General features: G+C 70.7%; 8 protein-coding genes. All 8 read left to right on the top strand.

The window, feature by feature from the left end; genetic code table 11:
- Nucleotides 1-30 precede the first annotated feature (30 nt).
- The 8 genes from CEK65_RS04445 (at nucleotide 31) to CEK65_RS04410 (ending at nucleotide 14,377) form a co-directional block, all read left to right on the top strand.
- Entirely contained in the window at nucleotides 31-1,056 is a 1,026-nt protein-coding gene (locus CEK65_RS04445; RefSeq protein WP_150409866.1) for an aspartate-semialdehyde dehydrogenase, read from the top strand.
- Nucleotides 1,057-1,595: 539 nt separating this feature from the next.
- Nucleotides 1,596-3,632, top strand: a complete 2,037-nt coding sequence (locus CEK65_RS04440) for a FimV/HubP family polar landmark protein (RefSeq protein WP_226980472.1) — start codon at nucleotides 1,596-1,598, stop codon at nucleotides 3,630-3,632.
- A 220-nt stretch (nucleotides 3,633-3,852) separates the two neighbouring features.
- A complete protein-coding gene (gene truA, locus CEK65_RS04435) occupies nucleotides 3,853-4,626 on the top strand; it encodes a tRNA pseudouridine(38-40) synthase TruA (protein WP_152180901.1) in 774 nt (257 codons plus the stop codon).
- On the top strand, nucleotides 4,623-5,285 hold the full coding sequence (locus tag CEK65_RS04430; RefSeq protein ID WP_010342993.1) for a phosphoribosylanthranilate isomerase: 663 nt from the start codon (nucleotides 4,623-4,625) through the stop codon (nucleotides 5,283-5,285). The genes truA and CEK65_RS04430 overlap by 4 nt, the downstream gene beginning before the upstream one ends.
- A gap of 233 nt (nucleotides 5,286-5,518) precedes the next feature.
- Nucleotides 5,519-6,199, top strand: a complete 681-nt coding sequence (locus CEK65_RS04425) for a DUF1449 family protein (protein ID WP_017912820.1) — start codon at nucleotides 5,519-5,521, stop codon at nucleotides 6,197-6,199.
- Nucleotides 6,196-8,196, top strand: coding sequence for a hypothetical protein (locus CEK65_RS04420; RefSeq protein ID WP_193314692.1), 2,001 nt, complete (start codon nucleotides 6,196-6,198; stop codon nucleotides 8,194-8,196). The genes CEK65_RS04425 and CEK65_RS04420 overlap by 4 nt, the downstream gene beginning before the upstream one ends.
- Before the next feature lie 122 nt (nucleotides 8,197-8,318).
- A complete protein-coding gene (locus CEK65_RS04415; RefSeq protein ID WP_152180900.1) occupies nucleotides 8,319-13,667 on the top strand; it encodes a DNA repair ATPase in 5,349 nt (1,782 codons plus the stop codon).
- Nucleotides 13,664-14,377, top strand: coding sequence for a hypothetical protein (locus tag CEK65_RS04410; protein WP_226980470.1), 714 nt, complete (start codon nucleotides 13,664-13,666; stop codon nucleotides 14,375-14,377). The genes CEK65_RS04415 and CEK65_RS04410 overlap by 4 nt, the downstream gene beginning before the upstream one ends.
- Nucleotides 14,378-14,396 lie beyond the last annotated feature (19 nt).

Here is a 14,396-nt window from a genome sequence, read left to right as displayed (position 1 = left end):
CCCCTTCTTTTTCTGCGGATCGAATCTTCCATGAGCAATGCAACCCGTCGTTTCAACGTCGCCGTCGTCGGCGCCACCGGTGCCGTCGGCGAAACCATGCTGAGCATCCTCGCCGAGCGCGATTTCCCCGTCGCCACGCTGTACCCGCTGGCCTCCGAGCGCTCGGCCGGCGGCCAGGTCGAGTTCAAGGGCCACAAGGTCACCGTGCTCGACCTGGCCACGTTCGACCCGAGCGGCGTGGACATCGCGCTGTTTTCGGCCGGCGGCGGCATCTCCAAGGAATACGCACCGAAGTTCGCCGCGGCCGGCGCGGTGGTGATCGACAACTCCTCGACCTTCCGCTACGACGACGACGTGCCGCTGGTGGTGTCGGAGGTCAATCCGCACGCGCTGAAGAACCGTCCGCGCGGCATCGTCGCCAACCCCAACTGCTCGACCATGCAGCTGATGCCGGTGCTGGCGCCGATCCACAAGGAATACGGCATCGAGCGCATCAACGTGGCCACCTACCAGTCGGTGTCCGGCGCCGGCCGCTCGGGCATGGAGGAGCTGGGCAAGCAGACCGCGCAGTTGCTGGCGTTCCAGGACATCGAGCCGCAGAAGTTCCAGGCGCAGATCGCCTTCAACCTGATCCCGCACATCGACGACTTCCAGCCCAACGGCTACACCAAGGAAGAGATGAAGCTGGTGTGGGAGACGCAGAAGATCCTCGAGGACAGCAGCATCCTGGTGAACCCCACCGCGGTGCGCGTGCCGGTGTTCTTCGGCCATTCCGAGGCGGTCAACATCGAGACCAAGCGCAAGATCACCGTCGAGCAGGCGCGCGCGCTGCTGGGTCAGGCGCCGGGCGTGGAAGTGGTCGACGAGCACAAGGCCGGCGGCTATCCGACCCCGGTGACCCATGCCTCCGGCAAGGACCCGGTGTTCGTCGGCCGCATCCGCGAGGACTTCTCGCACCCGCGCGGCCTCAACCTGTGGGTGGTGGCCGACAACATCCGCAAGGGCGCCGCGCTCAATGCGGTGCAGCTGGCCGAGCTGGTCGCCCTGGAGGGCTGAAAGCCGGGACTCGGGTCCCGCGGTTTCATGGCGTGGCGGCGTGGCTGGCCGCGCGGCCTGATCGTGTGGCGGAGTGGAGCGAAGGCCGGGGCGCGAGCCCTGGCTTTTTGTTTGGAAAATGGAAGTCGCAGGTATCCGCGCTCGCCCCGTTGTGGGAGGGACTTCAGTCCCGACGCGAGATCCCGCACACCGCGTTATGAAGCGCGGTCCCTGTCTCGGATTTCCGAGTCCCCAGCCTCCCCCGGGGGCTTTTCCGGGCCCGGATTTTTTGGGAACTTCAGTCCCGACAGCGGCCGCACCTCGCGTCGGGACTGAAGTCCCTCCCACAGTGGCGTGCCTGGGCTTTCCTGCTGCAGTGTGTTCTTGCGTCGTGGATTTCAGCGGTGCACCAGCAACGCGGTCCCTGTCTCGGCTTTTCCGGACCCCGGGTCCCCGGTCCCGGCTTCCTATATATTGCACGCATGATTCCAAGGGGCAGGGGCGGGATGCGCCTACAACCACGTTTGTTCCGTCGCCGTCGCGGCGATGCGGTGTCCGCCGTGCGCGGGCTGCGCGATGTCTGTCGCGCAGCCACGGCGCTGTTGCTGCTGGCCTGCAGCCAGGCCGCGCTGGCACTGGGCCTGGGCGATATTCGCGTGCTGTCCAAGCCGGGCGAGCCGTTCCTGGCCGAGATCCCGGTGATCTCCAACGAGCCGGGCGAACTGGAGCGGGCGCGGGTGGCGCTCGCCTCCCCGGCAACCTTCGCGCGGGTCGGGCTGGAGCGCCCGCAGGGCCTGGTCAGCGATCTGCAGTTCCGTTTCACCCAGACCCGCAAGGGCCGCGCGGTGATCCAGGTCAGCAGCCGCATGCCGGTCGACGTGCCGTCGCTGAGCTTCCTGATCGAGGTCGATTGGGGCCAGGGGCGGCTGATCCGCGAATACTCCGCGCTGATCGATGCGCCCAACACCGCCGCCGCGATCGATGCACCGGCGATCGATGCGCCGGCCGCGGCGCAGCCGTCCGACCGCATCGCCCGCGAAACGTCCACCGCGGCGCCAGCGCCTGCAGCCGCCGCGACGCCGGCGACGCCGAGCGCCAGGCCGGCCGCCACGCCGCGTCCGGCGCCGGCCCCCGCGGCCGCGCCCGGCGATGCGCTGGCGCCGGTGCGCGCCGGGCAGACCCTGTCGCAGATCGCCGGGCAACTGGCGCGCGGCAACGGCCATTCGCTGGACCAGACCATGGTCGCGCTGCTGCGCGCCAATCCGGACGCCTTCATCCGCGGCAATCTCAACCTGCTCAAGCAGGGCGCGGTGTTGCGCACCCCGCGCGAGGAGGATCTGGCCAGCCTGGATGCCGCCGCCGCCGAGGCGGTGGTGCGCGAGCAGGCGGCGCAATGGCGCCAGGCGCGTGCGCCGGTGCCGCAGCCGGCACAGGCGCAGCAGGACGCGGCGACGGCGCAGACTGCGCCCAAGCCGGCCGCCGCGGCGCCGGCCGCCGCCGCTGGCGCACGCCTGGAAATCGCGCCGGCGGTGCCGGCGACGCGCCGCGAGGCGGGAACCAAGTCCGGCACCGGTGCCGGCGACGAAGGAGACATGGTGGCAGCCCAACAATTGCAGCAGGCGCGCGAAGACCTCGCGGCACGCGATGCCGAGGTCCAGGAACTGCGTTCGCGGGTGGAGCAGCTCGAAAAGCTCAAGTCCCAGCAGCAGCAACTGATCGCGTTGAAGGACAGCGACCTGGCCGCGGCGCAGAAGCGCCTGGCCCAGGCCGGGCAGGCGGCGCCAGCGGCCGCGCCCGCGCAGGCACCGGCCAATGACGGGTTCCCGCTGTGGCTGTGGGGCGGGGTGAGCCTGCTGGTGCTGGGTATCGGCGCCTGGCTGCTGTCGCGCCGGCGCAAGCCCTCGCCGCTGCCGCCGTTGCCGCGCGACGACGACGCCGCGCTGGCGGCGAGCGCCGCGGTGCCGGTGGTCGCGCACCGTGATGTCGATGCGCCGGAACTGCCGCCGCTGGAGCCGGCCGAGCCGCTGGCCGAGGAGGAGACGGTCGCCCGCGACCACGAGGCGTTGGAAGAGTGGTCGCGCGCCGACCATCTGGACCACGCTGCCGCCGATCACGCCGATCACGCCGATCACCACACCGCGCTCGACGACGACGCCTTCGAGCGCGTGCTGGCCCAGCAGTCGCTGCGGCAGGCGCCGGCCGATGCGCCGCTGTCCGCGGACAACGACGACGACCATTCCGCTGGCGTGTCCGATGCCCATTCGGAGGCCGCACCGGCCGCCGAGCCGGCTGCCGAGGCGCCGTGGCGGCAGCCGTCGCCGGTGGTCGCAGTGCCGGGCGGCGACGCCCATGCCGACAAGGACGCCGGCGGCGGCCGGCAGGAGCCGACCTGGCATCAGCCTGCCGCGCCGGCCCCGGCCCCGGTCGAAGCACCGTCGCCGTATCCGCCGGCGGGCCGCGAGCGGTTGGAACTGGCGGTGGCGTACATGGATCTGGGCGACAACGAGACGGCACGTACCCTGCTGACCGAGGTCGCGGCCAGTGGCGATCCGGCCGCACGCGCCGAGGCGCTGCAATTGCTGGGACGGCTGGACTGATGGCAGCAGGCGGCGCGCGGCGCGCTCGCCGCGGCCGTCCGGCCTGGATCGGGACGGCCCGGCGGCATTTTGCGCATCGGCGACGGGCGCGCGCCAAGCGCGCGCTTCCGGCCGGGCAGGGGCACTGCCGCGGTGGCGTTGCAGGCGCCCCGCGCTGGCCCATGCGCGCGTCGGCCGCAGCGCGCGCCGACGTCGATGCCGCACTGCAGTGGAGGTCGCCATGCGCTACGCGCTAGGCGTGGAATACGACGGCAGCGAGTTCCAGGGCTGGCAGCAGCTCGGCGAGAGTGGCGGCCCCAGCGTGCAGGCCACGCTGCAGGCGGCGCTGTCGTCGGTGGCCGACGCCCCGGTCAGCGTGGTCTGCGCCGGCCGCACCGATGCCGGCGTGCACGGCGAGTGCCAGGTGGTGCATTTCGATTGCGATGCGCCGCGCCCGGCGCGCGGCTGGATGCTGGGCGCCACCGCGCGGCTGCCGCCCTCGGTGTGCGTGCGCTGGTGCGTGCCGGTGGCCGACGACTTCCACGCGCGCTTCTCCGCCCGCGCACGCCGCTACCGCTACCGCCTGCTCAACCGCCAGGTGCGCCCGGCGCTGTACCGGCAGACCCTGAGCTGGGAGCGGCGGCCGCTGCAGGCCGAGGCCATGCACGCGGCGGCGCAGGCGCTGCTGGGCGAGCAGGACTTCAGCGCCTTCCGCAGCGTGCAGTGCCAGGCCCTGCACGCGCGCCGCGAGCTGCAGTCGATCGCGGTGACCCGCAGCGGCGAGCTGGTCGAGATCCAGGTCCAGGCCAATGCATTCCTTCATCACATGGTGCGCAATATCGTTGGTTCCCTTGTCATGGTGGGAACGGGCGAAAAGCCGGTGTCCTGGATTGGCGAACTGCTCGCGGGACGCGACCGCCGCGTCGCTGGTCCGACGGCGCCGCCGCAGGGCCTGGTGTTCGTCGGTCCCCTCTATCCCGCCCACTGGACGCTTCCGGACGAGGTCACGCTATGAATCGCACGCTGTATCGCACCCGCATCAAGTTCTGCGGCATGACCCGCGCCGGCGACATCCGCCTGGCAGGCGAGTTGGGCGTGGATTCGATCGGGTTCGTGTTCGCCCATGGCAGCCCGCGGCGGGTGGCGCCGGCCGAGGCGCGGGCCATGCGCCAGGCCGCCGCGCCGATGGTGGACGTGGTGGCGCTGTTCCGCGACAACCCCAAGGACGAGGTGCGCGAGGTGCTGCGCACGGTGCGTCCGACTCTGCTGCAGTTCCATGGCGACGAGGACGACGGCTTCTGTCGCAGCTTCAACCTGCCGTATCTGAAGGCGGTGCCGATGGGCGGCGGCGAGGTGAATGCGCGCACCCTGCAGCTGCAGTATCCGAACGCGGCCGGCTTCCTGTTCGACAGCCACGCGCCCGGCGAAAGCGGCGGTTCGGGCAAGACCTTCGACTGGTCGCGGCTGCCGACCGGCCTGCATCGGCCGTTCCTGCTCGCCGGCGGCATCAATGGCGACAACGTGTTCGACGCGATCATCGGCACCCTGCCGTGGGGCGTGGACGTGTCCAGCGGCATCGAGAGCCAGCCCGGGATCAAGGACGGCCACAAGATGCGCAAGTTCGTCGAGGAAGTGCGCCGCGCCGACTGCCACGAGTTGAACACCAACTGCTGAGCGCTGCCGGCTGGCACGCGCCGCCGGGAGCAGCCCGCTGCCGGGTCCGGGCCGGCGCCGGCCGCCGCAGGTGCCGCCGCTTCGGCCCGCGCCGCGGGCCAACCGCTGCGACTTTCACGTATCATCCGGCTCTAGAACCTGCCGGCGGTCCGCCGCGCGCCGTGCGCGCAGGCCGGCGGGATGACGCGTGCCCATGATGGGACGCGCCGTCACGGCACAGCAAGGATGAGGGGATGGCCGAGTTCCTGAACGTCGCACTGGGATTTCCCACGTTGCCGTACAGCATCCTGTTGGCATTTTCCGCGCTCTACTGGGCGCTGGCCGCCTTCGGCATCGGCGACCATGCCGCGCCCGACGGACATCTGCATGTCGACGGCGCCGACCATGGCCTGCACGGCGTGTCCGCCGTCTTCGCGCGGCTGGGCCTGGGCGGTGCGCCGGTGATGCTGGTGGTGGCGCTGCTGTCGTTCTGGGGCTGGCTCGGCACCTATTTCGTCCATCTTTTCCTGCTGCAGTCCCTGCCGGCCGGCCTGCGCTGGGGCATCGGCAGCGGCGTGGCGCTGTTGGCGCTGCTGCCTGCGCTGCCGCTGACCTCCTGGATGCTGCGGCCGCTGCGTCGGCTGTTGCTGCGGCTGCGGCCGGTGGCGCAGACGTCGTTGCTCGGCAAGGTCGGCGTCGTCGCCTCGCCGCGTGCCGACGCGGATTCCGGCTACGCCACCGTCGACGATGGCGGCGCCGGCCTGGTCCTGCAGGTGCGTGCCCAGGCCGGCCAGGTCTACCCGCGCGGCGAGCGCGTGGTGCTGGTCGACTACGTGCAGGCGCACAACCACTATCTGATCGCCCGCGAGCAGGATCTGCCGGGTTTGCCGTTTCCACACAGCCTGATTGCGGGCGATAAGGAGATCCACCGATGAGTTTTGCGACGATGGCGCCGTTTCTGATCGGCGTCGGCATCCTGCTGGTGCTGCTGCTGGGGCTGGCCGGCCTGTTCCGCGCGTTCTACCGCAAGGTGGATCAGGGCGTAGCGCTGATCGTCAACGACATGAGCGCCACGCCCAAGGTGCACTTCACCGGCGCGTTGATCGTGCCGGTGCTGTACCGCGCCGAGCTGATGCGGATCAGCCTGATCACCCTTCAGGTCGACCGCCGCGGCAAGGAAGGGCTGATCTGCCGCGACAACATGCGCGCCGACATCGCCGTGGCGTTCTACCTGCGGGTCAACGAGACCCAGGCCGACGTGCTGCGCGTGGCCAAGGCGATCGGCGCCGACCGCGCCTCGGACAAGGACGCGGTCGACGAACTGTTCAACGCCAAGTTCTCCGAGGCGCTCAAGACGGTGGGCAAGAAGTTCGAGTTCACCGAGCTGTTCGAGAAGCGCCAGGAGTTCCGCGACGAGATCATCGCGGTGATCGGCAACGACCTCAACGGCTACGTGCTCGAGGACGTGGCGATCGACTACCTGGAGCAGACGCCCAAGGCGCTGCTGGATCCGCACAACATCCTCGACGCCGAGGGCATCCGCAAGATCACCGAGCTCACCGGCACCCAGAACGTGGTCACCAACGAGCTGGAGCAGAACGCGAAGCTGGCAATCACCAAGAAGAACGTGGAGGCGCGCGAGGCGATGCTGGCGCTGGAGCGGCAGCAGGCCGAGGCCGAGGCGCGGCAGAAGCGCGAGGTCGACACGATCCGCGCGCGCGAGCAGGCCGAGACGCTGAAGGTGCAGGAGGAGCAGCGCCAGTTGGCGGAGAACGCGCGCATCGAGGCGCAGCAGCTGATCGACATCCGCGAGCAGAACCGCCTGCGCGAGGTCGAGGTGGCCGAACAGAATCGCCAGCGCGCGGTGGCCATCGAGGTCGAGCGGGTCGCGCGTGCGCGCCAGCTGGAGCAGGTCACCACCGATCGCGAGGTGCAGCTGCAGGGCGTGGAGCGCGACAAGGTGGTCGAGAACGGCAAGATGGACGTGGCCAACATCACCCGCGAGCGCATCGCCATCGACAAGACCGTGGCGCAGGAAGAGGAGCGGATCAAGGAAGTGCGCCAGGTCGCCGAGGCCGACCGGCTCAAGCAGGTCACGATCCTGGAAGCGGAGGCCAAGGCGCAGGAACTGCTGGTGCGCCAGGTCAAGGACGCGCAGGCGCGCGAGACCGCGGCCAAGCACCGCGCGGTCGAACTGACCACCCTGGCGCAAGCCGAACACGAGGCCGCCGGCAAGCAGGCCGAAGCCAAGAAGCTGCTCGCCGACGGCATCCGCGCCGAGAAGGCCGCGCCCGGTCTGGCCGACGCGCAGGTCAAGGAGGCCTCGGCACTGGCGATCGAGAAGGTCGGTATCGCCGAGGCGCGGGTGATCGAGGCCAAGGCCGATGCCAGCCTCAAGCAGGGCAGCAATGAGGCGCGCGTGCTGGCCGAGACGCTGCAGGCCAAGGCGCAGGGCGAAGAGCAGATGGGCAAGGCCAAGGCCAGCGCCGCCGAGTCGATCGGCATGGCCGAGGCGGTGGTGGTGGAGAAGCGCCTGCTGGCCGAGGCCGACGGCCTGACCCGCAAGTTCGAGGCGATCGGCGCGCTCAGCGACAGCGCACGCGGCCACGAGGAATTCCGGATGCTGCTCGACAACAGCCTCAAGCAGGCGCTGGCGTCGATCGAGGCCGGCAAGGAAGTGTCCAAGGATAACGCCGAGGTCATCGCCAGCGCCCTGCGCAATGCCGACATCGACCTGGTCGGCGGCGACGGCGGCATGTTCGACAACCTCATCAAGGCGGTCTCGCTCGGCAAGTCGATCGAAGGCCTGGCCGACAAGAGCCCGATCGTGCAGGACCTGATGCAGCGCTATCTCGGCGTGCAGCGCGGCGCGGCGGCGCCGTCGCGGCTGGCGCCGGACGCGACTGGCCAACTGCCCGTCGCCGAGCCTTGAGCGCGGCACTGGACTGAGTGCGCAGGCGGCGCGCGGCCGGCGACGGTGGCGCGTCGCCGCAACCCGTGGCGGGCGCGCGCCGCGATGCGCCGATCCCCCGCAAGCCGGCAGGAGCCGCGACGATGGCAACACCTCCCCAACCCCAGACCGATCCCCAGCCCGAGGGCGACGCGCCCAGCCAGGTCGACCAGGCGGTCGCCCAGGGCGGCGCCTACGACGTGCTGCGCAAGCGCTTGGTCGAGCAGGGCGCGCGGCTGCAGGACGCGGTCGAGGCGCTCAACCGGCAGCGCCTGCAGGAGTTCGGCGACAGTCGTCTCGAGGTGGACGGCCGCTTCCGCATCCGCACCGAGCACAATTGCGTCGGCCGCGACATCGTGCAGGTCGGGCCGGACCTGCTGCTGTTCGGCTACAACGTGTTCCTCGGGCTCAAGAACCAGACCCGCGTGCAGGACGTGTTCGGGCTGTACCGGCTGGTCGAGGGCGCCGACGGCTACGACGTCAGCCCGATCGACCTGGCCGGCAGCTTCCTCGGCCAGGCCAGCTTCGTGCACGACTTCGGCGAGCTGTACGCCTACTACAAGCACGCCCGGCTGCTGCAACTGATCGTCATCGGCGGCAAGCTGCTGGCGGCGTTCCAGATCGGCGAGCGCAGCAGCGACGTGCGCGTATTCCGCTGGGCGCAGGACAGCGACGGCGCGCTCACCTACATCGATGCGCGCGGCGAACGCGACATCGCGCTGCCGCCGCCGTTCGACTTCGAATGGACCCGCGCCACCCGCGAGATGGCGGTGAACGGGCGCCATTCGCATCTGAACATCCTCGATACCCTGTTCGTGGAGACCATCGGCGGCGATCTGACCATCAAGGTCGAGAACAACACCGAGACCGGACAGGGCATCTACAGCGAACCGGTGGAGGACAAGACCCAGTCGCTGGACGATGCGCAGTTCGATTTCGCGCGGGTCGGCAGCCTGGTCCTGCTCAAGGTGCTGCCGTATCGCGAGACGCAGTGGCGCGGGCTGATCTACAACACGCTCAGCGGCCGCATCGTGCGCAACGATGCCATCGTGCAGGCCTGCGTGCAGCTGCCCGAGGACCACGGCATCATTTTTCCCGGCGGCTATTACCTGCAGAACGGCGATCACAAGGCGTTCGACGCGGCGATGGACGGGATGCAGTTCAAGCGCGCGATCCGCTCGCCCAACGGCGAGGACGTGCTGTACATCTTCTACGAGCGCGAGGGCGGCAAGTCCGCGCTGTTCGTCTACAACACCATCCGCCGCGCGCTGCAGAACCCGGTGTTCGGCCATGGCTACGCGTTGCTGCAGGACGGGCGCATGGTGCTGTTCCATGCCGAGGGCAGCGAGCCGACCCGGATCCATCCGATGCAGGTCTGGCAGACTCCCTTCAGCAGCGACGAGTTCGCCGCCAGGCGCCCGCCGAGCAACACCTTCCTCGGCCGCATCGGCAATGCCGAACTGGTGCGCGGCATCTCCAGCCTGTTCGGGCTGGCGCGCGCGATCGACCGCGACGAGGTGTCGGTGCAGCGCTACCAGTTGCTGGTGGAGGACGCACGGCGCCTGTTCGACGCGCACCATTGGCTGGAGGACGCGCACTGCGGCGACCTGGCCGGCGTGCTGCGCGGCATCAGCGCCACCGGCGAGGCGGTGCTGGACGAATACGAAAAGGTGCTGTCGATCCGCCAGCAGTCCGACCAGGCGATGGCCGAGGCCACGGCCGCGCACAAGGCGCTGCTGGCGCGGCTGCAGCCGGAGAACTGGAACAGCATCCAGGAGTTCGTCGAACCGCTCAACGCCATCGCCGCGCAGCGCGGCCATCTGCTGACCATCCGCGAGTACCGCTACATCGACACCGATGCGATCGATGCGATGGGCGCGACGCTGCAGCAGGCCCACGACACGGTCGGCGCCGCCACCGGGCGTTTCCTCGGCAGCGAAAGCGCGCTGGCGCCGCTGCACGCGCGCCTGGCCGAGCTGGACGCGGCGGCGCAGGCGGCGGCGACCGCGCGCGCGCTGTCCGAGCAGGTGCAGGCGATGCAGGCGATGTCGGCCGACCTGGACCTGCTGTCGGAACTGATGGCCGGGCTCAAGGTCGACGACGCCACCGAGCGCACCCGCGTGGTCGAGGCCCTGTCCGAAGTCTACGCGCGGCTCAACCAGGCGCGCGCGCGTGCCGAGCAGCGCCGCAAGAGCCTGGGTTCGGCCGAGACCGTGGCCCAGTTCGGCGCGCAGTTCGCGCTGTTCGGCCAGGCGATCACCAGCGCGCTGGCGCTGTCCACCGATCCCGAGCGCGCCGACGAGCAACTGTCGCGGCTGATGGTGCAACTGGAGGAACTGGAGAGCCAGTTCGGCGAGCACGAGCAGTTCCTCGGCGACATCCTCAGCAAGCGCGAGGAACTGGTCGAGGCGTTCGAGACGCACAAGCAGGCCTTGCTCGACGACCGCCAGCGCAAGGCGCGCTCCTTGCTGGACGCGGCCTCGCGCATCCTCGACGGCCTGCCGCGGCGCACCGAGCGCTTCGCCAACGCCGACGAACTCAACGCCTTCTTCGCCGGCGACCCGCTGATTCTCAAGCTGCGCGAGCTGGCCGAGCGGCTGCGCGGCTACCGCGACAGCGTCAAGGCCGACGACGTCGAGGCGCGGCTGAAGGGCGTGCGCGACCAGGCGGTGCGCGCGCTGCGCGACCGCAGCGAGCTGTTCGAGGCCGGCGGCAACGTGGTGCGGCTGGGTCCGCGGCACCGCTTCAGCGTCAACACGCAAGCATTGGACCTGACCCTGCTGCCGCGCGAGCACGGACTGGCGCTGCATCTGACCGGCACCGACTACCTGGAGCCGCTGCAGGACGCCGCGTTGGACGCCACCCGCGCCTACTGGCAGGTGGCACTGGATTCGGAATCGCCCACGCTGTACCGCGGCGAATACCTGGCCGGGCGCATGCTGGAAGCGGCGCTGGCGGGCGAGGAGGGGCTGAGCCTGGATGCGCTGGCGCAACTGGCAGCCACACCCGACGCGCTGGCGCGCAGCGTGCGCGACTTCGCCGCGCCGCGCTACCGCGAGGGCTACGAGCGCGGCATCCACGACCACGACGCCACGCGCATCCTGCAGGCGCTGCTGCCCTTGCAGCAGGCCGCGGGCACGCTGATGCACGCCCCGGCCGCGCGCGCGCTGGCGCTGGCGTTCTGGGCCGAACGCCAGCGCGAGGAGGAGGTGGCCGCGTGGGTCGCGCGCCAGGCCGGCGTCGATGCGATCGCGCGCCTGTTCGGCGCGCGCGACGGCCGCGACGCGCTGCAGGCCGAGATGGCGCAGGCCATGCAGCGCTTCGCCGAGGATGCAGGGCTTGCGTTCGATGCCGCCCAGGCGCCGGCGGCCGCCGCCTACCTGGCGGCCGAACTGGCGCAGGGCGAACCGACTTTTCCGTTCAGCCGGCATGCGCGGGAACTGCTCGATGCGCTGCATGCGCGGCTGGCCGAGGCCGGGCTGCGCGAGCAGTTCGAGCAAGGCCTGGAGCGCGTGCGCGGCAAGCTCGGCGCCGCCTGGACGCAGGCCAGCCAGTGGGTGCAGGGCCTGTGCCACGATCCGCGCTTCGCGGTCCACGCCGGCTACGCGCCCGAGGCGGTGGCGATCGCGCTGCTGGCGCCGCGGCTGCGCAGCCGCGCCAGCGAGGTGGCGTTGATGGCCACGGTGGAGGGCCTGCTCGGCGAACATCCGCGCATCGAAGGCGGGCGCCTGCGCCTGGCCATCGACGATTTCCTGGCGCGCCTGCGCCACCACGAGCAGGTGTTCGTGCCCGGCTTCCGCCAGTACCAGGCACTGCGCCAGCAGGTCATCGCCCGCGAGCGCGAGCAGTTGCGCCTGTCCGAGTTCAAGCCGCGGCCGCTGTCCTCGTTCGTGCGCAACAAGCTGATCAATGAGGTCTACCTGGGCGTGATCGGCGACAACCTGGCCAAGCAGATGGGCACGGTCGGCGAGAACAAGCGCAGCGACCTGATGGGCATGCTGATGCTGATCTCGCCGCCCGGCTACGGCAAGACCACGCTGATGGAGTACGTCGCCAGCCGGCTCGGCCTGGTCTTCATGAAGATCAATGGTCCCGCGCTGGGCCACGCGGTGCGCTCGCTGGATCCGGCGCAGGCGCCGGACGCCACCGCGCGACAGGAATTGCTCAAGCTCAATCTCGCGCTGGAGATGGGCAACAACACCATGCTGTACGTCGACGACATCCAGCACACGCACCCGGAATTCCTGCAGAAGTTCATCTCGCTGTGCGACGGCACGCGCCGCATCGAGGGCGTGTGGAAGGGGCGCACGCGCACCTACGACATGCGCGGCAAGAAGTTCTGCGTGGTGATGGCCGGCAATCCGTACACCGAGTCGGGCGAGGTGTTCAAGATTCCGGACATGCTCGCCAACCGCGCCGACATCTACAACCTGGGCGACGTGCTCGGCGGCATGGAGGAGGCGTTCCTGCTCAGCTACATCGAGAACGCGCTCACCTCCAATCCGGTGCTCGCGCCGCTGGCCACGCGCGAGCTGGCGGACCTGTACCTGCTGGTGGATCGCGCGCGCGGCAAGGAGATCTCCAGCAACGCGCTCAGCCATGCCTACAGCGGCGCGGAGATCAACGAGATCGTGGCCACGCTGCAGCGCCTGCTGCGCGTGCGCGAGGTGGTGTACAAGGTCAACCAGCAGTACATCGCCAGCGCCGCGCAGGACGATCGCTACCGCACCGAGCCGCCGTTCCGGCTGCAGGGCAGCTACCGCAACATGAACAAGCTGGCGGAGAAGGTCTCGCCGGTGATGAACGAGGCCGAGTTGCAGCAGCTGATCTCCGACCACTACCTGGGCGAGGCGCAACTGCTGACCAGCGGCGCCGAGGAGAACCTGCTCAAGCTGGCCGAGTTGCGCGGCGCGATGGGCGCCGAGGAACAGGCGCGCTGGGACCAGATCAAGCGCGACTTCCTGCGCAACAAGGCGATGGGCGCCGACGAGGCCGATGTCGGCGGGCGCATGGTGGCGCAGCTGGCGGACATCGCAGGCGGCCTGCAGGGGCTGCGTGCCGAGCCGAGTCCGGAACCGGCACGCTGGGAGCAACTTCTTGCGCTGTTGCGGCAGGTGCTGGCCGAACGCGAGCGCGAAGCGCCGCCCGCCACGCCTGTACCCACGCCGGCCGCGCCTGCGCCGACGGACGCATCGGTCACGCCCGCGCTGCAGCCCTTGCTGGACGCACTCGCGCGCTCGCACGAGGGCCAGGCGCAGGCCGGGCAGGCGCTGACCGCGCTGGCAGAGGCGCTGCGCGCGTCGTTGCGCGAGCCGTCCGCGCCGGAAGCGGAGTCGCGCGTGCGGCGGCCGCGCACGCTGGCCGAACGCCAGCTCGACGAAGCGCTGGCGCGGCATTTCTATGGCGACGCGGGCGCCGCGCGCAGCGACGATCCCGAACCCGGCCCGGCGTGAGCGCGCGCGCCGCTCCTGCGCTGCCCGAGCCGCCGGTGTCGCCGCCCGCGGCGAACGACGCGCAGGTCGCGTCCGGCTACGCGGCGCCGCTGCTGGAGGCGGTCGCGCAGGCGCTGGCCGCGCGCGCCGCCGCGCCGGACGCCGGCGCGGCACTGGTGCAGGAGCTGGAGCGCGTCCAGCACGCACTGCAGGCGCGCGATCCGCGGCGGATCCGCCGCGACAGCAGCCTGCTCGGCCGTCTGCTCGGCCGCGACCTGGAGCGCCAGGCCGAGGCCGAGACCCTGCAGGCGCAACTGGGCGTGGTCCTGCTGCGCGCCGATGCGCATGCCCAGGCGCTGCGGCACGCGGGCCAGGCATATGCCGAAAGCGTCGGCGTCGCCGAGGCCGGCGTGGCCGCGCTCGAGCGCTGGATCGCCGCGGCGCCGACGCCCGACCCGGCGTTGGCGCAGGCCTGGAACCAGCGACTCGACCACTTGCGCCGCCTTGCCGCCGCCTGGCGCCTGGAAGCGGCGCAATGGCGGTTGCTGCAACAGCAGGGCGAGGACCTGCTGCAACGCTACAGGAACATCCGCGACGTGCTGCTGCCGGCCTGGCGCCAGGCCGCCGTCACGCCGCAGGCAGCGCAGGGCAGGGACCACGTGGCCCGCGCCGCACAGGCGCAGCAACACATCCTGGCCGAACTGCAGGCCATGCGGGCTAGACTGCGCTGAGCCTGCGCCGCCGCCGCGA

The sequence above is a fragment of the Xanthomonas sp. LMG 12459 genome, assembly GCF_009192905.1.
GTDB lineage: Bacteria > Pseudomonadota > Gammaproteobacteria > Xanthomonadales > Xanthomonadaceae > Xanthomonas_A > Xanthomonas_A sontii.
The sequence above is the reverse complement of the archived record's forward strand: the minus strand, read 5'-3'. Positions and strand labels throughout refer to the sequence as shown.